The sequence below is a fragment of the Bifidobacterium mongoliense DSM 21395 genome (assembly GCF_000741285.1).
In the GTDB taxonomy this organism is placed as follows: domain Bacteria; phylum Actinomycetota; class Actinomycetes; order Actinomycetales; family Bifidobacteriaceae; genus Bifidobacterium; species Bifidobacterium mongoliense.
Map to the genome: position 1 here is coordinate 1 of NZ_JGZE01000029.1, position 24,805 is coordinate 24,805.

Genomic DNA, 24,805 nt, shown 5'->3' on the forward strand with positions numbered 1-24,805 from the left:
ACCGTCAGCCGTGGCGCGACGTCGGCCATCGTGCTGCTCAAACCCTCGGCGACCGACGCCGAGCGTCGGGACGTGACCGGTTGGCTGCGAAGCCAAGGCATACACGTCGACCGGGATCGCGCCTCCATCCATGCCATGAGCGTGAGCGGGCCCCGTGCGGCCCTGGCCCACGCCTTCGACACCACGTTCGTGCGCCAGCGCGTGTCCGGTCGCACCGCGGTCGTCCCCGCGCGCGCCCTGTCGGTGCCAAGCGGACTCAACGCCGTGCAGAGCGTGGCGGGTCTGGTGGACACCGACGCCGCCGTGCCCACCACGGTTGCGGCGCCTCAGACCAGCGACGATTGCGCCGCGTACTGGGGGCAGAAGCTCTCCGCGGACTGGCCGGCCTCGGTCAAGGTCGACCACCGTTCCAACGCGCTGTGCGGATACGGACCGCAGCGGCTCAGGGCCATCCACGAGCTGCCGCAGGACGCGACGGGCCAGGGCGCGACCATCGCGATCGTCGCCGCGTTCGATGACGACAGCGTCGAAGCCAACACCAACACGTATTCCGCCGCGTCGAAGATGCAGGGCTTCCGCCCCGGGCAGTACACCCATCACGCTCCGCAGGACCCGGACACCTCACGCTGCGGCGGCCCCTCGGCCTGGACCACCGAACAGCATCTCGACGTGCAGGCCGCGCATGCCATCGCCCCCGACGCGAACATCGAGTACTGGGGCGCGGGCAGCTGCTCCACGCAGAGCCTGTATTCACGTATTCTCGATGCCGCCGAGGCGCCGTCCGCGCCCGACGTCATCTCCCTGTCCTTCGGAGCCGATGAGGATCTCGACACGGCCGCGGACCGCACGCTGCTCAACCGCGTTCTGGTCGAGGCCGCCTCGCGGGGCATCTCGGTCTTCGCCTCCACCGGCAATGACGGCGACAACAGCCTCGCCGGAGACCACGCCGAAGGTCCGGGCGTGAACTCGCCCGCCTCCAGCCCCTACGTCACCGCGGTCGGCGGCACCAGCACGGGTCTCGATGCCGACGACCACATCGCCGTGGAGGCCGGCTGGGAGACCCAGACGCGCTTCGCCCACAACGGTGCGATTATCCCGCCGGGATTCATCTACGGCGCCGGTGGCGGCGAATCGAAGTACTACCCGCGGCCCAGCTGGCAGCGTTCGCTGTCCGCATCGGGTACCGGCCGGCTCATGCCCGACGTCTCGTCGCTTGCCGACCCGAACACCGGATTCACCATCTACTCGCCGGTGGACGGCAAGCCCTCCTACGAGGCCCATGGCGGCACCAGCCTCGCCACCCCGATGGTCGCCTCGACCGTGGCGGTGGCGAAGGCCCGGTCGCACCGACGCATCGGCTTGGCGTCCCCGGCGTTCTACGCGCTCGCCGGAACCCCCGCATTGCGCGACGTGACGCCGGCCTCGGCCGCGACGTGGTATCGCCGCAGCAAGGACACCGGGCAGCTGTGGCTCGAAACCCTGTACCTGTGGGACACCAAGCCGCAGACGCTGCAGTCCGGCGCGGGCTGGGACGAGGTCACCGGCCTTGGCGTGCCGACGGGTTCCGCCTTCCTTGAACGATTTGGAGCACAACGATGAGCATCATCACACCATCATCCACGCGGCCGTCATCATCGCAGGCGTCGTCCGGACGGTCTCCCCGGTCGCCTTGGTCGGCGCTGTCGGCGCGGTTCGCAGGTCGCGGATACCTCGCCGTGCGCAGGACCGCCGCGGCCCTGGTGGGCGCCGCCTGTCTCTTCGGGGCACTGCAGGGCATGCCCGCGCATCGGGTCCTCGCGGCTCCGGCCGCCGCCTCGCCCGTGGCACCGGCCACCAGTGCCTACGGCGTCCACATCCTCGATTCCGACGGCGGGGAGCGTCAGGCCAAGGCGCCCCTGAGCACGTGGACGTCAGGACCGACCGTGTCCAACGATCTCGCGAGCACGGGTGATTTCTTCAAGCTGAACACGACCCGTGCCTCCGATCTGCACGCCAGAGCGGCGTCGGACGGTGCTTCCGCTTCGATCGGATCGGGCACCTACCAGCTGTGTGACCGACCTGCGGTGACCTTCAGCAATCTGCAGGCCACCTGCACTCGCGACGGCGGCACCGAAGTTTCGTTCGACAAGCTCGCGGTTGACGGCGTCAGCATCATCAACGCCGGCGCGATGGACAAAGGCTACACCTACGATCTGCCCGACTCGATCTGGGGCACCACGCAGCTGCATGTGGCGGAACGCACCACGGGAGCCGATGGCTCCACCTCGGTGACGGCCCTGCGCATCGAGGCCGAAGCCGGCAGTTCGGAAATCTGGCGTGTCCAGCTGGGTGTGGTGAACTGCGCCCCCGCTCCCGAACCGACGACGGATCCGGCCGTCTCGGGCTTCACCGTCACCAGTCCGGCGGGCAAGACGCTGATCTCGCACAAGCCTCGCCTGGATGGTGTGGGTAAGGCCGCAATGAACGAGTTCGCGTCGGCGGACGGTGTGGTGTCGGCCAAGAACGTCGCCATCGAGCATCGCCGGGATGGCGGTTCGCACGCCTCGGTGGGCTCCTTCGAACAGGTTCCCGACACCACGTCGGGCGTGGGGGAGTACATGTGGAGCGCCCTGCGTGTCTACGGCCTGGCGTTGGACGTCGACGCCAAGGGTCGATCGACGGTCACCTTCGGCGACGGCATGGGTGATGGCACGGCCGGCGTCTTCGCCAACGGCGTGTGGATCAACACGGGCACGGACCTGTATACCGGCATGGGGCCAGACGGCACACCCCGCGTGCACGTCTACTTCAACGAGCGCATCGCCCACGGCGACGGCAGTGTGACGATCAACGCCCTGCGGTACGAGGACCTCACCGGTGCCTATCCCTCCGTGGTGTTGGGCCAAGTGCTCTGGACCCCGTCATCCACCCCGGTCCCCCAGCCGACGCCGGAACCGACGCCTGCTCCCGAGCAAGGCGTGATGCCGATGCGGTATGCATACGGGCTGTCGGCATCCGGCCCGTCGGATGTGGCCGCGACGGCTCTGTCCCGGCCCAAAGGGCAGTGCGAACCCGGGGCGCCGAAGCAGAATGGGGCTGATGCGGCTCAGGCTGATGCGTCACACGGTGATGTGGCCAAGAACGACGTGCCGGCCTGCGTCGGCACCGAGCTGCAGGCTTCGGCCGCGACCGCCGATGACGGCAATGCCGGGCAGATCGCCGCCAAGGGATTGTCTTCGCAGGTGCGTGCCGACGGATCGAAAGCGAGCGTGGACACGCTGGTGCTCTACCCGGGCACCGCGCTCGAAACGAGGCTCTCCGACGTCGCGGTGTCGGTCGACGCCAAGGGCCATGCCACGATGACCACCGCGGGTGGGACCGTGGCGGGCACGAAGGTCGCGGCGGGCGAGGTGAAGCCCAATACGAGGTTCGCGCCCAAAGGCCGGATCACGACCATCGTGCTCAACGCCCAGCAATCCGCCCAGGACGGGTTGCAGCAGGTCAGCGGCGTGCTCGTGGATGACGGCGCCGGGCTCGGGGCCAAGGTGCAGGCGGCGGTCATCACCGCCGACGCCCCTGCCGTCACGCCCGTGAAGCCGCCGGTGCCGTCCGATGGCTCAGGCAACGGTGGCTCGGGTAGTGGTGGTTCCGACAACGGTGGTTCGGGTGCTCATGGTGGTTCGGGATCGACCGGCGGCGCAGGCGGTAACGCTTCGGGAGATGCCGGCAAGTCCTCTGGCGCCATCGCCCAGGGTGAGTCCGCGGCGACGGCCGCAGAGCGATCCGGTCAGGTGGGGCAGGCCGGTCGGTCTTCCCAGCAGGACCGGCGCCGGTTGGCACTGCATCGTCGGCTGGTGCTGACCGGTTCGGCGGTCGCATGGATGGCCGGTTCCGCCATGGCGGCATGCGTGGCCGGTAGCGCTTTGGTCGTCCTACGTCGGCGGAGAAGGGACTGATGGCCTGAGCGGTGTGACCGGGCCGGTTGGGTCAGGCGGCGATTGCAGGCCAGAGCAGGTGGGCCAGCTGCGTCGCCCAGTCCCGGCCCGCCCGCTCCTCATCGGGTGCCGGAGCCGATGCCGTGACAGGGGTCGTGGATGGCGGCAGTTTGGTGGGGAAGGTGGCGCAGGCCACCATCGACCCGATGATCGTGTTGAACAGAAAACGGATATCCAGGCCGCGCCGCAGCAGACCGGCCTGAGTACCGCGTTTGAGGAATGCGGCGATGCGATCGCGTTCCGGCCGCACGGCCTGCTGCACGAGACGATTGAGGTGCGCATTGCCTGAGGACAGCAGCACCCCGACGGCCTTGATGCCGATTTCGCTGCTGAAGCGTGCGATGAGCCGTTCGAGCAGGAGTGCGAAGTTGTCGAGCGAAGGTTCCAGGTCATCCAGCTCATCGGTGTCGGTGAGTTGGAAGGCGTGCATCCCCCGCAGCATATCCTCGGTATTGCGGTAGCGACGGTAGATGGTCGTCTTGGCGATGCCGCTGCGCCGTGAAACCTCCTCGATGCTTACGGCGCCGATGCCCTGCGAGGTGATGATGTCGAGCATGGCCTGCAGTATCCTGCGGTCGCTTGCGGCCCTCGTCCGCTCGGCCCGGGTTCCTAGAGGAGCATGGGCGTTCGCTGCGGGTATAGGCCTCGATGGCGCGCCCTGTCTTCGTTGACGCCGACGTTCCCGTTGTTCCATGATATTTCCCCCTCAGATGAGATGCGTGCGTTCGACGCGTGCGGAGAAGCCCTGATTGAACCGCAGCAGGGGTTTGCGCAGCACCAGGCCGACCAACAGCAGCGGCGGCACGAACAGCAGCACCAGGCCCAGCTGGGTCCAGTAGTCGTTGGCGTAGATGCCGGCGATGGCCGACCGGGCCGCGAGCACCGCGTGGGTGACGGGCAGGAACGGGCTGATCGTGTTGATGAATCCAGGTACGAGCTGCAGCGGGTAGGCGCCTCCCGACCCCGAGATCTGCATGACGAGTATGACGACCCCCAGGGCCTTGCCGACGTTGCCGAAGCTCGCCACCATGGTGTAGATGAACAGGATGAACACCAGTGCGCTCAGCCATCCGCTCAGCATGAAGAGCCAGGGGTGCACCATATGCACCCGCAGGAACAACAGCGTGCCGGCGCAGGTGAAGGTGCTCTGCAACAGCGAGATGAGGGCGACGACGCCGAAGCGGCCGAGGAACATCTGGTACGGCTTGGGGTCGCCGAGGTCCCGGCGCCGGGACCGCGAGACGCTGGTTTTCAGGGCGATGCACATGAGCAGGGAACCGACCCACAGCGGGATGAAGGTGTAGAACGGCGTCATCTCGGCGCCGAAGTTCTGCACGGGGAACACGGCCGTGGTCCGCAGCCCCACCGGTGCCGCCAGGCTGGTGGCGAGCGCTTCGGGGTCCCCGGCGAGCAGCTTGCGCAGATCCGCGATCTTGCCGCTGTGCAACGCGTTGTCGAGTTTGGTCCTGAATGCGCTGATCCGTGCGCTCGCTGCCCCCAGCTGGTCGGCGACCGAGCCCAAGAGGGTGTCGATATGCGACAGGTCGCCGCTCATCGTCGCCCCTGAATCCTTGAGCTGGGCCACCGTCCCGTCGAGCTTGCCCGACATCGTCGTCAATGACGAGGTGGCGGAGGTGATGCCCGTGTTGATGGATTGCAGTTGCGGCTTGATCGTCGTGTCGAAATCGTTGGTGAGTCCGCCGACACTGTTACTGGCCTGCTGCGCGAGATCCTTGATCTGTCGGCGTTGGTCGGCCAAGGTGGCGGTGCCGCCATCGATGCCGGCGGCGGAACTCGTCAGCGTGTCGCGCAACGGGGTGAGCCGTTGGTTCACGATATCCGTGACGCGGCCCGCCGCCGCGGTCAGCACGGATCGTGCCGGGGAGTCCTCGGGCAGGCGCTGCGCGAGTTGGGTGAGGTCGTCGGCGATCTGGCGATACCGTGCCATCTGGTCGTTGACCACGCCGCTTTGGCGTCGAAGGCCGGCGCTGATGTCCCCTGCGCTTGTGGAGGCGTTGGAGAAGGCCGTGTCGACCGTGCCCGAGATGGCCGCATACCCCTTCTGGTTTTCGCCCAGGGCCTGCCGCAGGGTGTCGGTGCTCGCGGACAGGGCACCCGCCACGTCGTTCACTCCCGCCACGGACCGTTGCAGTTGTTTCCCGGCGTCACCGGTGCTGCCGGATGCGGTGTCGAGCAGTTGGTTCGAGCCGTCGAGCAACGACTGCGCGGCGGCGATCATCGAGCGGTAGGTGCCGAGGTTCGCGGCGGTGTCCGAGAGTTGACGGGCCAGGTCGTCCATGTTCGTGCCGAAGGCGGTGAGCATCCGCTTGGCCTGTGGCGTATCGAGACGGTCCGAGAGGCTTGAGGCGATCTCGAGGGCCGTGCTGGTGAGCGTCTGGGCGAACATCGTGTTCACCTGACCGGCGACCTCGTCGGCACCCTGGCCGGTGACCTTCGGTGCCAAGGCGTTCATCTTTTCGTTCGTGTAGTAGGTGAGCCGGGGATGCCGGGCGTCGTGGGAGAAGAACGTCATCATGTTCTTGCTGAAATCCTTGGGGATGATGACCGCCGCATAGTAGGCGCCCGATTTCGTCCCATCGATCGCCTGCTCCTTGCTGGTGAAGGTCCAGTCGAGCGTGCTGTTGGCCCGGAGCTTGTCGACGATGCGGTCGCCGACCGTGATCTTGATGGGCACGAGATCGCTGCGGTATCCGGCATCGACGCTGGCCACCGCGAATTTGAGGTTCCGTGTATTGCCGAACGGATCCCAGCTCGCGGCGATGTTGAACCAGGAGAACAGTCCGGGGATGGCCACCAGGCCGACGACGATGAGCACGGAGATGGCGTTGCCGGTGATGCGACGCACGTCCCCGGTGAAGAGCTTCCATATGGTCCTCATGAGCGGTCCTTTCGTTCCGTGGCGGATGCCGTGCCGGGCGTGGTGGCGGCTGCCGCCATGGGTGCCGTCGCGGTCACGTCGGTCGCTGCGGCGTCCTGTCGGGCTGTGGTGTGCTGGCCGGCCGATGCCAACGTGTGCCGCCGGTGCCTGGCGTAGACGATGTCGCGTATCGCGCCGTCGCTCAGGGTGCCGAGCCGCAGCTGGCGGTTCAGGCTGTCGCCGATGAGTTCGATGGTGAGCAGGAAGGCGGTGATGAGCAGGAACCACACGACCCAGGCGGCCAGTGCGATGAGCTTGGTGCCATTAGTCAGGGAGAAGGTCAGGGCCAGCGCGGCCGGAACCAGGATGCCTGCGACGAGCGCGCCGCGTTTGAGCCGCGGATACAGCCGGGCGAACGACACCGCCTTGCCTTCGATGAGGCGCCGGTACTCGCCCTTGTCCGCCAGCGCCGCCAGGGCCTGCGAGACCTGGTATTCATGGCCTTCGTCGAGCACCGTCTCGCTCGAGATGATGTCGCTTTCGGCCAGTTCCCGGGCGAAGAGCCGGTTCACGGTGATGAGCCGCGGACGGGCGGACAGGCCCAGGGTGAAGAACGCGGCGGCGAACACGAGCAGGAACGCGATGTTGCTGCCCCAGTGGTTGCCGTAGAACCCGCCGATGGTCTCGCGCAGCGCCGCGATCGCGTAGGTGAAGGGGAAGAAGGGGTGCATCGCCTTGAAGAATCCGGGCATCATCTCGATGGGGTACAGCCCCGATGCCCCTGGTATCTGCAGGATGATGAGCGCCATGCACAGCCCTTTGCCCACGTGCAGGAAGGTGGTCGACAGAGCGTAGGTGATGCTGATGTAGACCAGGGAGGCGATGACGGCGGTGAGGACGAACATGGCTGCGTTCGCCGTCTGGACGCCGATGATGAGCTCCCCGACCGTGGTCACCAGGCCCTGCGCCGCGGCCATCATCGCCAGGAGCACCCAACGGCCCCAGTAGCGCTGGCTCATCGTGGTCTCCGGCAGATCGTCCCTGTCGACTTCGAGTTTCATCATGACCACGAGCATGAACGCGCCGACCCACAACGAGAGATTGGTGAACAGCGGGGCCATGCCCGAACCGTAGGAGCGCACCGGGTACAGGACGGTGGTGTCGAGCACCGTCGGGGCGAGCATGAACGCCGTGATGGCGGGCACGTCGAGTTTGCGGTTCGTGCCGAAGAGCGCCTTGAGCGCGTTGGCGCTGCTCAGGCTCCCCAGGTCGACCGTCAGGGCGTCGATGCGTGTCTGCAGCTGGCCCAAGCCCTTGTCAGTGGCCTGCAGCGCCTGGACGGTGGTCGTCGTGGCGTGATCGAGCTGGTCGAGCACGACCTGCGCCTGTCGTATGCTCGCCTGCTGACCGCTCAGGGTGCCCCCAAGGGCGGCGCTCGAGGACGACAGGGTGCTCAGCCCGTTGTTCAGGCGCGGCAGGGTGGTGACGAGCCCGTTATGGCGGGCGGCGTCGCTGGTGCTCAGGGTGCGCTGCGTGGTGGAGTTGATGGCGTCGGCGGCCGTGCCCGTGCTGGTGATCGTCGTGCCGGTGTCGGTGTTGAGCCGTTGCAGATCGCCGATCGTGTCGCCGATCCTGCCGTTCTGCCTGTCCAGGGTGTCGATGATCGCGTTGAGCCCGGGCAGGTCGTTGCCGTTCAGGGCGCGCAGGGTGGTGAGAATCTCCTTGTTCGTGTCGTTCACGTGCCGCGCGGTGTCCAAGGTCGTGCGCAGGTCGCCGTTGGCTTGGGTCAGCTGCGCGCCGAGGCCGGAGAGCGCCAGGTTCGTCCGCGCGCTGGTCTGGGAAAGCAGCGCCGAACCGTTGTCGAGCGTCTGCGACGAGGAGGCGGTGAAACGGTTGAGCCCCGTCTGCGTCTCCCCGATGAGGGAGGACAGTGAGGTGAGGTCGCGCGCGGCGCCGGTGCCCATCGTCGACACCTGGTTCAGGGTCTCGCGCGCGTCGGCGGTGTGTTGCGGCGAACGGGAGAGTTGGTCGTTCAGCGCGGCGATGGAGGACCGGACCTGGGCGATGTCGCCGGATACCGTCTTCAGGTCGGCGATGGTCTGGGCCGTGGTGCTGTCGGCGTTCGCGCCGATGTCGCCCGCCTCGCGGTTCACGGCTTCGGAGACGACGTGGCTGACGGTGGAGACGAAGGTGTCGTTCACCTCGCGGTTCAGGGTGGAGGCGCCAGTGCCCGTGATCTTGGCTCCGATGCCGTTGAGTTTCTCGTTGACGTAGTAGTCGAGCATGGGGCGCTTCGTATCGCCGTTCACCACGCCCGCGATGCGGCTGCTGAAGTCCGAGGGGATGACGATCGCCGCATAGCTGCGGCCGGAACGCACCTCGTCCATGGCCGTGGCCCGGTCCGCGGCGTGCCAGCCGAGCTGGTGGTTCGTCTTGAGTTGGGCGACGATCTGATCGCCTAGGTTCACCGAACCCAGCGCGGTCGCCGTGGCGCCCCGATCGTCGTTCGCGACGGCGACCCGCAGGTTGCGGGTGTTGCCGTACGGATCCCAGAATCCCACGATGTTGAACCAGGCGTAGAGCGGGGGGATGAAGATGAGGCCGAGCACGATGACCCAGGAGGCGGGGATACGCAGTATGCGCAGCAGGTCCCGTCGAACTATCGCGAATGCGTGCTGCATGGTGCTCCTCGGGTGGTGGTGTGTGGACGGAGGTGCCGGTTCCGCATGATGGTAAGCGATACGTTATCCGTAGCGCTACGCGAAACGTATCGTAGCGCATCACCATGGACGTTTGGTGGTGGACGTCGGCGGGCGCTCCGCGGCGATCGCCGGCGCGGCGGCTCGCGCCTGTTCGCCGTAAGGCGGATGCGGCCTGGCGTGGGGCTCGGGGAGTTAGGCTCGTGAGTAAGCGGATGGATGGAGGAACCATGGGACCCATAGTCGTGTTGGCGGCGCTGGCGGTGACCGCGCTTATTGTGTGGCTGTTCCTGATCCCACGCCGGGCCGGACACGCGACGGCGGCCCGTGAGGACGCCGGGGTGCAGCATATCGACATTGTGGTGAAGGGTGGGTACTCGCCCTCCACGATTCAGGTGCGCGCCGGCGTTCCGGTGCGCCTGGCGTTCGATCGGCGCGAAAACGGCGAGTGTTCCTCACATGTGGTCTTCCCCGATTTCGGCATCGACCGTACGTTGACGGCCTTTCAGGCCACCGTGGTGGAGTTCACCCCCGATACGCCGGGGACTTACGAGTTCGCCTGCGGCATGAATATGCTGCACGGCACCCTGATTGTCGCGCCGGCCGAGGGCGCGGGAGCAGCCGCGGGCACACGCGCATCGGCGTCGCCGGCCATGACGCCGGCCGTGGTGCCGGTGGCGGCGCCGACCGGTTCTCAGGCCGTATCGCACACGCCGTCGCAGGATGGCGACTCCGACGAACAGGAGCGTTCCGATGCCGAGCGCCGCACCGAGATCCGCGACTTGTGGCGCAGGCTGATCGTCGCGGTCGTGCTCACCCTGCCGGTGTTCATCGCGACCATGTTCAAGCTCTTCCACCTCGATCCGTGGATTCAACTCGTGCTCATCACCCCGGTCATGTTCTATTCGGGCTGGCCCATCCACCGCACCGGCTGGGCCTCGCTGTTCCACCGTTCCCCGGAGATGAACTCTCTGATCGCCCTGGGCACTGCCGCCTCGTACGGGTTGAGCGTGGTCATGACGGTCATGCCCACCGCCCTGCCCGAAGGGTCGCGTGAACCGTACTTCGAAGCGGTCGGCACGATCATCGCCCTCATGCTGCTGGGGCAGCTGCTCGAAGCCAAGGCGCGTCTGGGGACGGGCGAAGCCATCCGGGCGCTCATCGGACTGCGGCCGAAGACGGCGCATATCGTCAGCCGTGAGGCCCTGCAGGGCCTGAATGCCGAGGAGACGCGACGCCAGGGCGCCGTGGCCACGGACACCATCGACGTGCCGGTCGACGACGTGCGGGTCGGTGACATCGTCGTCATCCGACCCGGTGAAAAGCTGCCCGTGGACGGCGTGGTCGTCGCCGGCCGGTCGGCCGTGGATGAATCCATGGTCACCGGCGAGCCGCTCGCCGTGAGCAAGCGGCCCGGCGCGACCGTCACCGGCGCGACCGTCAACGGATCGGGCACCCTGCGGTTCGAGGCGACCAAGGTCGGCGCCGACACCATGCTGTCGCAGATCATCGCGTTGGTGCGCCGCGCCCAGGCCTCGAAGGCGCCCATCCAGCGGATGGCGGACCGCATCGCGCGCTACTTCGTGCCTGCGGTGATGCTCATCGCCCTGTGGACCTTCGTGATCTGGTGGCTGCTCGGCGTCGAGCCCGAAGGGGTGTTCGGCCTGGTGGCCGCGGTTTCGGTCCTGGTCATCGCCTGCCCCTGTGCCCTGGGGATCGCGACGCCGTTGTCGGTCACCATCGCCACGGGCAAGGCCGCCCAAGCCGGCGTGCTCATCCGCTCCTCGCAGGCGTTGGAGACCACCCATGGCATCGACACCGTGATCGTCGACAAGACCGGCACCATCACGGCCGGTGCGCCGAGTGTGTCGTGGGTGCAACCGATCGAGGCCGAGGCCCTCGGTGCGGATGACGACGGCATCGACGAGCGTCGGCTGTTGGAACTGGCGGCCGCGGCCGAACAGCCATCCGAACATCCGTTGGCCGAGGCGATCGTCGCGGCGGCCAAGGGAGAACGAAAGATCGGTGCCGACGGCAATGACGATGCCGACGGTGCCGACGGTGCCGACGCCGCTCGCGACGGGCATGTCTACGATGCGGAACCGAGCGATCCTGCGGCTCACGTGGTGTTGCCGACGGCCCGGAACTTCGACTCCGATCCCGGCGGCGGTGTGCTCGCCCGGGTCGAGGATCATGATATCGTGGTGGGGAACGCCGATTTCCTGCTCGAACGCGGGGTCGCCGGCCTCGAGGGGGCCGGATCGGCCTTGTCTCGCGCCGCCGCAGCGGGGGCCACGCCCGTGCTCGTCGGCGTCGATGGCCGGCTCCGGGGCGTGATCGCCGTCGTCGACGCTTTGAAGCCCACATCCGCGGCCGCAATCGCCGCGCTGCAGCGCCGCGGCCTGGATGTGGTGATGGTGACCGGTGACAACGAATCCACCGCACGGGCCGTGGCGGGCCAGGTCGGCATTGGTCGCGATCAGATCGTCGCCGGGGTAAAGCCACGGGACAAGCGGCAGGTGGTCGCGCGGCTTCAGGCTCAGGGCCACCGCGTGGCCATGGTCGGTGACGGCATCAACGACGCCCCGGCGTTGGCCCAGGCGGACGTGGGCGTCGCCATGGGCACCGGCACCGACGTGGCCATCGAATCCTCCGACATCACCCTCATCTCCGGCGATCTCACCGGCATGGTGACGGCCTACGACCTGTCCAAGGCCACGATGCGCAACATCGTGCAGAACCTCTGGTTCGCCTTCGGCTACAACGCCTTGGGTATACCGGTGGCCGCCGGCCTGCTCTACCCGTTCATCGGCGCGTTGCTCAATCCGATGATCGCGGGTGCGGCCATGGCCTTCTCGTCGCTGTCGGTGGTGATCAACGCCAACCGCCTGCGCCGATTCCGGACGCAGGTGTTGACGACCAAGCGCCCTTCCTCGGATGCCGGACGACGGCGGACGTCAGCCGCCAGTTCGGTTGCGGCACCCGCTGTACGGGCATCGGAGGACCATGGCGCCGACGGCGGCATGGCGACGGACGTCGACCATGCCGACCACGTATCGGCAGGCCATATATCGGTACGTAATGTATCGGAAAGTGAGGATGTCATGCACATGCATATGTCCATGCACCACGACCACAGTGAGATGGCCGGCCATACCCATACCGACGGCGATCACGCCGCCTCCTCACAGGCCGTGCCCGAACCGGCCGACCAGCAGGTCGTCGATCCGGTCTGCGGCATGACCATCAGCGCCTCCGGCGCCGCTGCCCATCGGGATTATGACGGAACGAGATACTACTTCTGCAGTGCGGGATGCGCCGGGCGCTTCGATGCCGATCCCTCGCAGTATGCCCATCAGGGCTGAGGGCTGAGGGCTGACGGCGTATCGGGAATGACGACTGCTATTACCGGTATCCCTGCCAGTGAGGAAGCGGGAACAGGATGTCCTCGTAGCGCGCCCACGTTTCAACGAGATCGATGCCGGGTTCGCCCAGCCAGCGCATCTGCAGGCCATCCATGGCCGAACCCACGGTCATCGAGAGCGCCGCGACCTGGTCGGGCGTGGCGAACTCCGGAGGCAGCTTCCACGGCACCGTGCCGATGTATCGGCGCAGTCGCATGCCGCGTTGCGCGTAATAGTCATGGGCGGGATGCGCGGGGTTCAGCGCCTCGGCCCGCAGCACGAGATACAGCTGGGTGAGGCGGGGCTGACGCAGGTTGGTGCGGGCGAGCAGCCGGTACCATTCGGGCATGAGCGCGGGGGAGCGCTCGAGCTCCTCCGGTGAGAGCGCGAGCTTGTCCTCGATGTAGGTGACGCCCTCGTTATGGGTGTCATATGCCTCGAGGGCGACGGACAGCAGCCCCGCCTTGCTGCCGACATACTTGAGCAGACCCGCCTGGCTCAGCCCCACGCGGTCGGCGACCTCCTGAATCGTCATGCCGTAGTAGCCGCGTTCGGCGGCCACCTCGACCGCCGCCTTGGCTATCTGCGCCCTGCGCTCGTCCCCTTTGGTCCCCATGAGTTCCTTTCGCCCGGTGTTGACGTCTCTACGATATGGCGATGCCGCGATGAACGGGGCGGTCGGATTGACAGATTCGGACAAGGGCGTCATGCTGACCACGATGGGTAAGTAAGTAGTTACTTACCAAAGAGTTCCGCTGTGTGGCGGAGTGTGATATCGAACATGGAGGTTCGTATGTCGGAACAGAAACAAGCCGCGTGGAGGCCATGGCTGGTCTTCTTCGGATGCTGTGTCCTGTCGTTCGTGGGATTCGGTCTTATCGTCAATACCCCGGGGCTGTACTTCGCGACGCTGGGTAAGGAACTGTCGGTCAGCCGTGCGCAGATCGCCCTGGCGTCCTCGATCATGGCCGCCACCGGCGCCATCACCATGCTGTTCGCCGGCCGCATCATGAAGCGGATCGACTCGCGGCTGCTCATCAGCCTGTGCATCGCGGCCACCGCGTTGATCTTCTTCGCCCAGTCCTTCTTCGGCCGGCTGTGGCAGTTCTACCTGTCCTTCGGCCTCATCGGCATCGTCTACGTCATCCCCATCTCCCTGGCCCCCAGCGTGCTGCTCGCCAACTGGTTCGAGAACAAGCTCGGCATGGTCATGGGCATCGCCCTGGGCCTGAGCGGCATCGGCGGAACGGTCTTCAACCCGATCGTCTCAAGCTTCATCACCACGCTCGGCTGGAGGACTTCGTACCGCATCACCGCCATCATCATCGCGCTGTGCATCCTGCCCTTCTCGATGTTCGTCTTCAAGTTCCGTCCTGATGAGACCCGCGGCGAAGTCGCCTACGGGCACACCGCCGTTGCCGTCACCAAGGACGACGGCATCCCCGCCGAACTGCCCGGCCTCACCGCCAAGCAGGCGTACCGCACCCCCGCCTTCGTGCTCCTCGTCGTCGTCTCCGTGCTCCTGCAGATCGTCGCGGCGCTCGTGCAGCACGTCTCCGGCTACGAACTCTCCCGCGGCCTCACCCTGGACCAGGGTGCGGTCGTCGTCTCCGGCATCATGTTCGGCGCCGCGATCGGCAAGGCGACCATCGGCATCCTGCTCGACAAGATCCACACCAAGTTCGTGCTGGCGCTCTACGGTCTGCTCGGCCTGGCCGGCTGGGGCCTCATGGCCCTGGTCGTGACCCCGACCGTCGCCACCCTCTCGGGCTTCCTCGCTGGCCTCGGCCAGGGCGTGGTGCTCGTCGCCCTGCCGTGGCTCATCCGCAAGTCCTTCGGACAGCGTGACTACAGCGAGATCCTCTCCATCGTGTCCATGTTCGGCGCCGTCACTTCGGCCGTCGCCGTCACGCTGCACGGCATGGTCTTCGACGTCACCGGATCCTACGTCCCCTCGCTCATCGGCAACGTGGTCCTCTACGTCATCGCCATCGGCGCCGCGATCGTCGCCTACACCATGCGTCCGGTCGCCACCGCCCAGCAGGCCGCCAAGCCCGCCGTGACCGCCGCCGCGCGCCCCGTCGCGCACGTGGGGAAGTGACACGGCATGAGTGACGCCGATGATTTCCTGACCAGGTATCTGGCCGACATCACCCGCCAGTACGCGTCGTCGCCCTTCCGGCCCGACGCGGGCCCGGAGACGGTGTCGTTCGAGGCCACACAGGTCGTGTGCCGGGACGGCGTGAGCCTGACCACCGACATCTTCCGCCCCTCCGGTCCCGGCCCGTACCCCACCATCGTGGTGCGGTGCCCGTACCCGGACCAGGTCGGGCTGTGGAAGCTGCACGGCACCGAGATGGCGCGCCGCGGTTATGCGCTGGTGTGCCAGTGGTGCCGTGGCACCCACACCTCACAGGGAACGTGGGAGCCGAACGTGCACGAGCGCGAGGACGGCAGGGATCTGCTGGACTACCTCGAGCGCCAGTCATGGGTCAGGGTCATCGGTCTGTGGGGCACGTCGTACCTGTCGCTGGCCTGCTGGCTGCTGGCCGATATCCCCACGCCCAAGGTCGTCTCGATCTGCGCCAACCACTACGGCACGGACCGGTTCGCCTCGGCGTACCAGAAAGGCTCGTTCCGCTCCGACGTGCTCACCGCATGGGCCATGCAGAACGCCGGTCACCCCGTCGACGCCAGCTACGAACAGTCGGCGCTCCATCGCCCGCAGATGGATGTGGACGTGGATATGTGGGGCGGCCGCCTCGACTGGTACCGCGATTGGATCAGCCACCCGAACGGGGGCGACGCCTACTGGGGCGAAGGCTTCTGGAGGCTGCTGCGTGGCATTCCGGCGCGCGTCAAGGTGCCGATGTTCATCCAGGAGGGCTGGTTCGACCACCATCTGGGCAGTTCGCTGATCGGATACGAGACGCTGGCGCCTGAGATCAAGGAGCATTCGTGGCTGCGCATCGGGTGCTGGAACCATTACTTCCTCAACGCGCTCGAGGGCCTCGAGCCGCCGCACCTGAACACCGGCGAGGTGCCGGGTGCGTTGGAGTGGTTCGACCTGACGCTCAAGCGTGGTATCACGCCGGAACGCAAGGTCGAATACTACGCGATCGGCACGGATATGTGGCATGAGGCCTCATCCTGGCCGGTCGTCAGTGATGCGGCGACCGATACGGCCGGCGACGTGGAGACCGACGGCACAGCGGGTGCACAGACCGCTGGTGCCGGCGAGGAACGGCTGTATCTTGGTGCCGATGTCGGGATCGATGGCGGGGTCGATGGCAGTGCCATCGGTCGCACCGCAGACCTCGGCGGCGTGCTCACGGCGGAGGCGCCGAGCGCATCCGGGAGCGTCGGCTACGACTACGACCCGGACGATCCGGTCCCCACGCGCGGCGGCGAGGCGCTGCTGACCACCATGGACGAGATCGGCGCCAGGGTGCAGCCGGAGGTCGGGTACCGTCCCGACGTCCTCAGCTTCGTCTCCGGCGTGCTCGACCACGACCTGCACATCCAGGGCAAGATGCGCGTCGAGTTGTACGTCTCGTCGAGCGCCGAGGACACCGCGTTCACGGCCAAGCTCATCGGCGTCGATCCCGACGGCACGGCGCGCAACTACCGCTCGTCGATCACGACCATAGCGATAGACGAGCCGGATGCGCCCGCCTACCGCCCCGGCGACGTGCGCAAGGTGACCGTGGAGATGTGGGACATCTGTTGGGATCTGCTGGCCGGTTCGCGACTGCGCTGTGGCGTCTCGTCGTCCGACTTCCCCCAGTACGCCGTGCACACCAACACCGCGGGGCTGTGGAGCGAGCAGGATCACGCCGTGGTCGCGCACCAGCGCATCCACTGCGGCGGGTCGACGCCCTCCTGCGTCGTGCTGCCGGTCACGGCGGGGTGAGTTGACGAAACCGGCACCTGATAAGCATGAACACCAGAACAATGTGTGGAGATGGAACGATGATCAGTAACGAAGTATCCGAATTATTCAAGGCGAACGTCGCGGGCATGACCGCCTCCGACGCCCCGCGGCTGGCCCAGCAGGTCCTGCCCGACGGCATCGAGCGCGTGAAGGACGTCGCGTATCTGCCGGACGGCGACGAGGGGCATCTGCTCGACATCTACCGGCCCGACGGCTCGCAGGACAGGCCCCTGCCGGTGATCGTCGACCTCCACGGCGGCGGCCTGTACTACGGCACGAAGGAGAACAACGAGTGCCGTGACATGATGCTGGCCGGCGAGGGCTTCGCCGTCGTCAACGCCAACTTCCGCCTCGTGCCCGCCGTCTCGTTCCCCGACCAGATCGCCGACGCCATGGTGGTGCTGCGTTGGGTGTGGGCGCAGGGCGAGACCCGGAACCTCGACCTGAACAACGTGTTCGTCACCGGGGACTCGGCCGGTGCCGCGCTGGCGTTCTACGTCTGCGCCGCCGTCGGTTCGCCGCAGCTCGCCGGCGCCTTCGGTGTGGAGCGGCCGGATCTGACCGTCCGCGCGCTCGCCGCCACCTCGGGCATGTTCCGTCTGCAGGGCGGGGTGCACGCCACGGCGTTGAGCTACTACATGCAGGGGTACCTGCAGACCCCCGGCGACCACATCCGCATGGATCGGTACCTGGATCTCGACCAGGTGGTCGTCGACGGCGACCTGCCGCCGATGTACATGGTGACGAGCGTCGAGGATTTCATCGCGGACAACACCTACGAGGTCGCCCGCATCCTGCAGGCGCGGCACCAGGACTATGCGCTCAGGGTGTGGCCGCGCGGCCACGACCGCGTGCTGGGCCATATCTTCAACATCACGCTCGCCGGGGATCCGGCGGCGCACGAGGCCCGCGAGACGATTCACGAGATCGCCGGGTTCTTCCGTTCGTATATGGCGCCCGCGCGGTAGGGCGGTGCCGACGAGGCGGATATGACATGGTTGGGGCCGGTGAGTGAACTCACCGGCCCCAACCGTATTTCGAACGTCTAGAAATCCCAGTCGTCGTCGTCCGTCTCCACGGCCTTGCCCATCACGTAGGACGAGCCGGAGCCGGAGAAGAAGTCGTGGTTCTCGTCGGCGTTGGGCGAAAGCGAGGCGATGATGGCCGGGTTCACGTCGCAGATCTCCGCGGGGAACAGCGCCGGGTAGCCCAGGTTCATGAGCGCCTTGTTGCCGTTGTACCGCAGGAACTTCTCGACGTCCTCCACCAGCCCCACGCCCGAGTACAGGCTTTCGGTGTAGCCCACCTCGTTGTCGTACAGCTCGTTGAGTAGGTCGTAGGTGTAGTCCTCCATGTCGTCGCGTTCGGCCTGCGAGACCTTCTCGAGGCCCTTCTGGTACTTGTAGCCGATGTAGTAGCCGTGCACGGCCTCGTCGCGGATGATGAGGCGGATGAGGTCGGCGGTGTTCGTCAGCTTGGCGTGACTCGAGAAGTACATCGGCAGGTAGAAGCCGGAGTAGAACAGGAACGATTCGAGCAGCGTCGAGGCGACTTTGCGTTTGAGCGGGCTGTCGCCCTCGTAGTAGTCGAGGACGATCTCGGCCTTCTTCTGCAGGAACTCGTTCTCCTCGCTCCAGGCGAACGCCGCGTCGATCTCCTTGGTGGAGGCCAGCGTGGAGAAGATGGAGGAGTAGCTCTTGGCGTGCACGGACTCCATGAAGGAGATGTTGGTGTACACCGCCTCCTCGTGCGGGGTGAGCGAATCGGGGATGAGCGACACGGCGCCCACCGTGCCCTGGATGGTGTCGAGCAGGGTCAGCCCGGTGAACACGTGCATGGTCAGCTCGTGCTCCTCGTCGCTCATCTGCTGCCATACAGGGATGTCGTTCGATACCGGAACCTTTTCGGGCAGCCAGAAGTTGCCCGTCAGGCGGTCCCAGACCTCCAGGTCCTTGTCGTCTTCAAGCCGGTTCCAGTTGATGGCGCTGACACGGTCAATGAGCTTGAGCGGTTTGCGGGGAATCGAAATCGGTGCCATGGCGGTGTTCCTTGTCCTGTGGTCTCGTGGGGGTAGGTGATGTCGGTCGGGGAGAGGGCCGGGGACGAACGATGCCCGACCGGGAACCGACCGGGGTGCGGTGCGCTGTCGGACCGCACCCCGGTCGATCATCAGAGCATGCAGCTGACGCAGCCTTCGACTTCGGTGCCTTCCAGTGCCTGCTGGCGGATGCGAATATAATACAGCGTCTTGATGCCCTTGCGCCATGCGTAGATCTGCGCCTTGTTGAGGTCGCGGGTCGTGACGGTGTCGGGGAAGAAGAGGGTCAGCGACAGACCCTGGTCGACGTGCTGCGTGGCCTCGGCGTAGGTGTCGACGATGGGCTTCCACCCGATCTCGTAGGCGTCCTTGAAGTACTCGAGGTTGTCGTTGGTCATGTACGGCGCGGGGTAGTAGACGCGGCCGACCTTGCCCTCCTTGCGGATCTCGATGCGCGAGGCGATCGGGTGAATCGAGCTGGTGGAGTGGTTGATGTAGGAGATCGAGCCGGTCGGCGGCACGGCCTGCAGGTTCTGGTTGTAGATGCCGTCGCGCAGGATCTCGTCGCGCAGCTCCTGCCAGTCCTGGACCGTGGGGATGTGGATGCCGAACTGCTCGAACATCGCCTTGACGCGCTCGGTGCGCGGTTCGAGGGAACGGCTGCCGTCCGTGTACTTGTCGAAGTAGTTGCCTTGGCCGGCCGGCTTGGCGTAGTCGCTGGTGGCGAAGCTGGCGAAGGCCTTGCCGCGTTCCACGGCGAGGCGGTGCGAGGCCTTGTAGGCGTGGTAGGCGACCGCCATGAAGTACATGTCGGTGAAGTCGAGGCCCTCCTCGGAGCCGTACTGGATGTGCTCGCGCGCAAGGAAGCCGTGCAGGTTCATCTGGCCCAGGCCGATGGCGTGGCCCTCGTCGTTGGCGCGCTTGATCGACGGCACGCTGTCCATGGAGGTGTGCTCGGAGACCGAGTTGAGCGCGCGGATGGCCGTCTCGACGGCGTCCGAGAGTCCGCCGTCCATCGTCTTGGCGATGTTGAGGGAGCCGAGGTTGCAGGAGATGTCGCGGCCGACGTGGTCGTAGCTCAGGTCGTCGTGGTAGGTGCTGGGCTCCTGGACCTGCAGGATCTCGGAGCACAGGTTGCTCATGGTGACGCGGCCCTCGATCGGGTTGGCGCGGTTGACCGTGTCCTCGAAGAGGATGTAGGGGTAGCCGGATTCGAACTGGATCTCGGCCAGGGTCATGAAGAACTCGCGGGCGTCGATGTAGGTCTTGTGGATGCGCTCGTCGGCGACCATCTCGTCGTAGTGGTCGTTCACGGAGATGTCGGCGAAGGGCTTGCCGTACACGCGCTCGACGTCGTAGGGGCTGAACAGGGCCATGGGCTTCTTGGCCTTGGCCAGTTCGAACGTGATGTCGGGGATCACGACGCCCAGGGAGAGCGACTTGATGCGGATCTTCTCGTCGGCGTTCTCGCGCTTGGTGTCGAGGAAGTGCAGGATGTCGGGGTGGTGGGCGTTGATATAGACCGCACCCGCGCCCTGTCGTGCGCCGAGCTGGTTGGCGTAGGAGAAGGAGTCCTCGAGCAGCTTCATGACCGGGATCACGCCGCTGGACTGGTTCTCGATGTGCTTGATCGGGGCACCCTGTTCTCGCAGGTTCGTGAGCAGCAGCGCCACGCCGCCGCCGCGCTTGGAGAGCTGCAGCGCCGCGTTGATGCCGCGCGAGATGGACTCCATGTTGTCCTCGATGCGCACGAGGAAGCAGCTCACCGGCTCGCCGCGCTGGGCCTTGCCCAGGTTGAGGAAGGTGGGGGTGGCGGGCTGGAAGCGGCCCGAGATGATCTCGTCGGCGTACTTCACGGCCTGATCCTCGTCGCCGGAGGCGAGCTCCAGGGCGACGGCGGCGCAGCGCTGCGGGAAGTCCTCGAGGTACTGCTTGCCGTCGAAGGACTTCAGGGCGTAGGAGGTGTAGAACTTGAACGCGCCGAGGAAGGTCTCGAACTCGAAGCCTTCGGATTCGACGTGCGCGTAGAAGGAGTCGAGGAAGCTGGGGCTGTACTGGTCGAAGACGGCCTTGTCGTAATACTGGTGCTCGATGAGGTAGGCGAGGCGCTCGGCGGTGGTGGCGAACGACATGGTGTTCTTGGCCACGTGGCCGGTCATGTAGCTGCGCTTGGCCTCCTTGTCCTTGCCGAACTGGATCTTGCCGTCCGGGCCGTAGAGGTTGAGCATGGCGTTGAGCGAGTGGTAGTCGTGCGAGGCGTCGTAGGCCTCGTCGTCGCTCGTGCGGTCCATGGACAGGGCGGTGCTGTCGGTGATTGCCATAGGAATCCCTTCTTGAGGATGGTGGTGAAATGGGTGAAACTGATCAGACAAAGCGGGTTCGTGGTGCGCCGCGTGGGCGTCGCCGCGAGGGGACACGGGGTGTACGGGGCTCAGAGGACGCAGGGGGTATACGGGGTGGTGGTCTTGGTCGTGGTGGTGCGCGGTGCCGTGCGGCCCGCAGGGTCGGCGCTCGCGCCGGTTGTTGAGCGGTGGGGCGGGCTGGCCTAGTCCCTGGGCGCTGCGGCCGCACCCACGCTCACATACTGCAGCGGCAGGGCGTCGGTCGTCGTGGCAGGGTCGCTGTCAGCGGTCTTCTTCGCGCGTTGGTTGGCGAAGAAATCGACCAGGCCCTTGCGCACCTTGCGCTGGTCGTCCGGGGTGCCCATGAGCTCGAAGTAATACACGAAAGGCACGTGGCACTTGGCGGAGATGATGTCGCCGGCCGCGCAGAAGGCATCACCGAAGTTGGTGTTCCCCGAGGCGATGACCGCCCTGATGTAGGAGCGGTTCTCGGGTTCGTTGAGGAACCTGCGCACCTGCGGCGTCAGGGCCTTCTTGGGGTTGCCCCCGCCGTAGGTCGGCACGATGAGCACGTAGGGTTCGCGCACGTGCAACGCCGGCTCCTTGGGGCGCAGCGGTATGCGGTACACGTTGAACCCCTCGTCCTCCAGGTGGCAGTTGGCCACGAAGCGCGCCGTGTTCTGGGAGGCGGAGGAGAAGAACACCACGGCCCCCTGGTGTGCTCCGACCGCCGGATACAGGGGTTCGCTCACGCCATCACCTTGTGCTCGGCGAGCTGCTTGATGAGATCGGGGCGGTACCCGCTCCAGGAGGAGTCGGGGGTGATGACGACCGGCGCCTGGCGGAATCCGGCCTGCTGAAGCTGCGCCAGGGTGGAGGGGTTGTCGGTGAGATCCACGACCTCGAAGTCGACGCCCTGCTTCGTCAGTTGACGCTTGGTGGCTTCGCACTGCGGGCAACGATATTTGGTGAAGACGGTGACGGTCATGGTGCTCCTTGGATCCTGTACTGCGCTCTGTGTGTGCTGTCAGATTACATGGTTGTGATTTAGAAAGAAACACCGTTTGTAGTGGCGTGTCGGTGGCGACGCTACTAGATGTAGTGGTCAATAACCGTAAAGCGTTGTGCCGCAAGCCTTCCCGGGTGCACGTCCCGAGGTGGCCCAGGACCCGTGCGCGGGGTGAATGTCGGATACATCACATTGCGGCCCCGCCATCGTTCGCTGGTGGATGGAATGCGGTCGCAGCGCCGAGGAATTCACCGGTCGGCGATAGACTGAACTGCGTTATGGCGTTCGATACGGGACGCCCACACAAGTGCGAAAGGCAATGCAATGGCCGAAGGAACTGCAAATATCGGTGTCGTGGGATTGGCGGCCATGGGGTCGAACCTGGCCCGTAACCTCGCGCACCACGGCAACACCGTGGCGTTGTACAACCGTCATTATGAGCGCACGGAGAAACTCATGGCCGAACACGGCGACGAGGGCTCCTTCGTCCCCTCGCGCACGGTCGAGGAGTTCGTGGCCTCGCTGGCCCGTCCCCGCACCGCGATCATCCTGGTGAAGGCCGGGGCGCCCACCGATGCGGTCATCGGCGAGCTGGCCGACGCGATGGAGCCTGGCGACATCATCGTGGACGGCGGCAACTCGTATTTCAAGGACACGATCCGGCGCGAGAAGGAGATTCGCGCGCGTGGCCTGCATTACGTGGGCTGCGGCGTCTCCGGCGGCGAAGAGGGCGCGCTCAACGGCCCCTCGCTCATGCCTGGCGGCACCGACGAGTCCTGGCGCACGCTGGGCCCGATCCTCAAGTCCATCGCGGCGGTGGCCGAGGGTGAGCCCTGTGTGACGCATATCGGCAAGGACGGTGCGGGGCATTTCGTCAAGATGGTGCACAACGGCATCGAGTACGCCGACATGCAGCTCATCGCGGAGAGCTACGACCTCATGCGTCGCGGCCTGGGCATGGAGCCCGGCGAGATCGCCGACGTGTTCGCCCAGTGGAACACGACCGAACTCAACTCCTATCTCATCGAGATCACGGCCGAGGTGCTGCGTCAGAAGGACGATAAGACCGGCAAGCCGCTGGTCGACGTGATCGTGGACCATGCGGGCATGAAGGGCACCGGCACGTGGACCGTGCAGACGGCCCTGTCGCTGGCCACGCCGGTCACCGGCATCGCCGAGGCGGTGTTCGCGCGCGGCCTGTCGAGCCGGTACCGCTGATGGGCGACCATGGTCAGGATGTAGATGAAGATGATCACGCGCTCGAGGCCGAGGAGAACAGCACGAAGGCGCCCGAGATGCCCGGGATCATGTCAACGAACGGCGCGAGCACGATGAGCGCCGCCGACAGCAGGATCGCCCTCGCCGGGACCTTGGACTTCGAGACCACCCCGAGCTTCTCCAGCTCCGGCGAACTCGAATCCTGCGAGAGCTGGAACAGGTGGCGTCCGGACGAGTAGAGCAACGAGTTGAGCGACGAGGAGGCGGCCGTGATGACCACGAAGAACACCAGCGCGGACGCCCACGACAGGCCGGCGTATTGGAACACCATGATGAACGGCGAGGCGAAGGACCCGTCGGCATTCGGCTGGAACGTGCTCCACGGCACGATGAGCATGATGGCGATGAGCGCGCCGACATAGAAGATGAGGATGCGCACGATGATCTGGTTGATGGCCTTGGGCAGCACGGTGCGCGGGTTCTTGGTCTCGGAGACCGTCACACCGACGAATTCGATGGTCTCATAGGCGAAGAAGACCATCTGGAAGCTCATGAGGAAGCCCATCCAGCCCTTGGGCAGGAAGGTGAACCCACGCCACAGGTTGTCGAGTCCGGCATGGCCGGCCGGGGACGTGCCCTCCATGCCGTGCACGCTGACGGCGGGGTAATGGTAGTTGATGACCACCATGACGATGGCGGTGAGGATCATGACCACGATCAGGGTGATCTTGATCATGGAGAACCAGAACTCAGCCTCGCCGAATACTTTGACGGCGATGAGGTTGATCATGACCAGCATGGCGAGGAACCCGAGCTCGATCACCCACTGCCATCTCGACAGGTCAAAGCCGAACACCCGGAAGAAGGTTACGAAATACGTGCCGACGGCGGTGAGCTCGGTCATGCCGACCAGCACGAGCACCAGCCAGTACGACCAGCCCGCGAAATGCCCCCAGCCGTGGCCGAGGTAACGGTCGATGAAGTTGATGAACGTGTGCTGGCTGGGGTCGCGGTACATGAGCTCGCCGATGGCCCGCATGAGCAGGAACATGACGACGCCGACCACGATGTAGACGAGCACGATGCCGGGGCCGAGCAGGCTGATGGATTTGCCGGAGCCCAGGAACAACCCGGTGCCGATCGTGCCGCCGATCGCGATGAACTGCACGTGGCGGGCCGACAGGCCACGGTCCAGCTTGTTGTCCTGGTCGAGCGAGGCCACGGACCGCAGATCCGATGAGCCGGCGGCCCCGGTCCCCTTCCGGTCCCCGGCCACACCGGTCGTCATGTGCTGTTCGCCTGTATCGTC

The 24,805-nt window shown here is 66.1% G+C and carries 14 protein-coding genes and 3 pseudogenes; 8 read left to right on the forward strand and 9 right to left on the reverse strand.

Features of this window, described 5'->3' with window-relative positions; all coding sequences use genetic code 11:
• Both BMON_RS08445 and BMON_RS08450 read left to right on the forward strand, forming a co-directional pair.
• A partial coding sequence (locus tag BMON_RS08445) for a S53 family peptidase (protein ID WP_034885472.1) occupies positions 1 to 1,599 on the forward strand: 1,599 nt, incomplete at its 5' end.
• Entirely contained in the window at positions 1,596 to 3,935 is a 2,340-nt protein-coding gene (locus BMON_RS08450) for a hypothetical protein (RefSeq protein WP_033512914.1), read from the forward strand. The genes BMON_RS08445 and BMON_RS08450, both read left to right, overlap by 4 nt.
• 31 nt (positions 3,936 to 3,966) lie before the next feature.
• Here BMON_RS08450 and BMON_RS08455 read toward each other — a convergent pair whose 3' ends face one another.
• Genes BMON_RS08455 through BMON_RS08465 form a run of 3 tightly spaced genes read right to left on the reverse strand, consistent with a single transcriptional unit; the run spans position 3,967 to position 9,533 of the window.
• Positions 3,967 to 4,668, reverse strand: coding sequence for a TetR/AcrR family transcriptional regulator (locus BMON_RS08455; protein ID WP_081883020.1), 702 nt, complete (start codon positions 4,666 to 4,668; stop codon positions 3,967 to 3,969).
• A 12-nt stretch (positions 4,669 to 4,680) separates the two neighbouring features.
• The gene (locus tag BMON_RS08460) at positions 4,681 to 6,873 is read right to left on the reverse strand and encodes a YhgE/Pip domain-containing protein (protein ID WP_033512912.1); all 2,193 of its coding nucleotides are present in this window, start codon (positions 6,871 to 6,873) and stop codon (positions 4,681 to 4,683) included.
• Positions 6,870 to 9,533 (reverse strand): YhgE/Pip domain-containing protein, encoded by a 2,664-nt coding sequence (locus tag BMON_RS08465; protein WP_051918040.1) that lies wholly within the window; start codon positions 9,531 to 9,533, stop codon positions 6,870 to 6,872. Before BMON_RS08465 ends, BMON_RS08460 begins: the two co-directional genes overlap by 4 nt.
• Before the next feature lie 248 nt (positions 9,534 to 9,781).
• Between BMON_RS08465 and BMON_RS08470 the strand changes: the two genes are divergently transcribed.
• The gene (locus BMON_RS08470) at positions 9,782 to 12,916 is read left to right on the forward strand and encodes a heavy metal translocating P-type ATPase (RefSeq protein WP_033512911.1); all 3,135 of its coding nucleotides are present in this window, start codon (positions 9,782 to 9,784) and stop codon (positions 12,914 to 12,916) included.
• Between the two features lie 40 nt (positions 12,917 to 12,956).
• Here the strand turns inward: BMON_RS08470 and BMON_RS08475 are convergent, their stop codons facing one another.
• The gene (locus BMON_RS08475) at positions 12,957 to 13,571 is read right to left on the reverse strand and encodes a TetR/AcrR family transcriptional regulator (RefSeq protein ID WP_033512909.1); all 615 of its coding nucleotides are present in this window, start codon (positions 13,569 to 13,571) and stop codon (positions 12,957 to 12,959) included.
• A gap of 177 nt (positions 13,572 to 13,748) precedes the next feature.
• Here BMON_RS08475 and BMON_RS08480 point away from each other — a divergent pair, with 177 nt between their 5' ends.
• The 3 genes from BMON_RS08480 to BMON_RS08490 are packed head-to-tail and all read left to right on the forward strand — an operon-like array spanning position 13,749 to position 17,857.
• Complete coding sequence (locus BMON_RS08480; protein WP_081883021.1) at positions 13,749 to 15,056, forward strand: MFS transporter; 1,308 nt, start codon at positions 13,749 to 13,751, stop codon at positions 15,054 to 15,056.
• 6 nt (positions 15,057 to 15,062) lie between these two features.
• Positions 15,063 to 16,868: a CocE/NonD family hydrolase gene (locus BMON_RS08485; protein ID WP_033512908.1), complete on the forward strand. Its 1,806-nt coding sequence runs from the start codon at positions 15,063 to 15,065 to the stop codon at positions 16,866 to 16,868.
• A gap of 59 nt (positions 16,869 to 16,927) precedes the next feature.
• Positions 16,928 to 17,857 (forward strand): alpha/beta hydrolase, encoded by a 930-nt coding sequence (locus tag BMON_RS08490; protein WP_033512907.1) that lies wholly within the window; start codon positions 16,928 to 16,930, stop codon positions 17,855 to 17,857.
• 77 nt (positions 17,858 to 17,934) lie between these two features.
• Here BMON_RS08490 and nrdF read toward each other — a convergent pair whose 3' ends face one another.
• Both nrdF and nrdE read right to left on the reverse strand, forming a co-directional pair.
• Complete coding sequence (nrdF, locus tag BMON_RS08495) at positions 17,935 to 18,927, reverse strand: class 1b ribonucleoside-diphosphate reductase subunit beta (protein WP_033512905.1); 993 nt, start codon at positions 18,925 to 18,927, stop codon at positions 17,935 to 17,937.
• 131 nt (positions 18,928 to 19,058) lie between these two features.
• Entirely contained in the window at positions 19,059 to 21,248 is a 2,190-nt protein-coding gene (nrdE, locus tag BMON_RS08500; protein WP_033512904.1) for a class 1b ribonucleoside-diphosphate reductase subunit alpha, read from the reverse strand.
• Between the two features lie 33 nt (positions 21,249 to 21,281).
• Between nrdE and BMON_RS08505 the strand changes: the two genes are divergently transcribed.
• On the forward strand, positions 21,282 to 21,476 hold the full coding sequence (locus BMON_RS08505) for a hypothetical protein (protein ID WP_152595774.1): 195 nt from the start codon (positions 21,282 to 21,284) through the stop codon (positions 21,474 to 21,476).
• A gap of 95 nt (positions 21,477 to 21,571) precedes the next feature.
• Here the strand turns inward: BMON_RS08505 and nrdI are convergent.
• Both nrdI and BMON_RS08515 read right to left on the reverse strand, forming a co-directional pair.
• Positions 21,572 to 22,021 (reverse strand): annotated as a pseudogene (gene nrdI, locus BMON_RS08510) (class Ib ribonucleoside-diphosphate reductase assembly flavoprotein NrdI); the annotation flags it as partial.
• Positions 22,018 to 22,257: a glutaredoxin domain-containing protein gene (locus BMON_RS08515; RefSeq protein WP_033512902.1), complete on the reverse strand. Its 240-nt coding sequence runs from the start codon at positions 22,255 to 22,257 to the stop codon at positions 22,018 to 22,020. The pseudogene nrdI and the gene BMON_RS08515, both read right to left, overlap by 4 nt.
• A 345-nt stretch (positions 22,258 to 22,602) precedes the next feature.
• Between BMON_RS08515 and gndA the strand changes: the two are divergent.
• Positions 22,603 to 23,487: pseudogene (gene gndA, locus BMON_RS08520) on the forward strand (NADP-dependent phosphogluconate dehydrogenase); the annotation flags it as partial.
• Here the strand turns inward: gndA and BMON_RS08525 are convergent.
• Positions 23,483 to 24,784, reverse strand: a pseudogene (locus BMON_RS08525) (amino acid permease); the annotation flags it as partial. The pseudogenes gndA and BMON_RS08525 sit on opposite strands and share 5 nt — an antisense overlap.
• Positions 24,785 to 24,805: the final 21 nt, after the last annotated feature.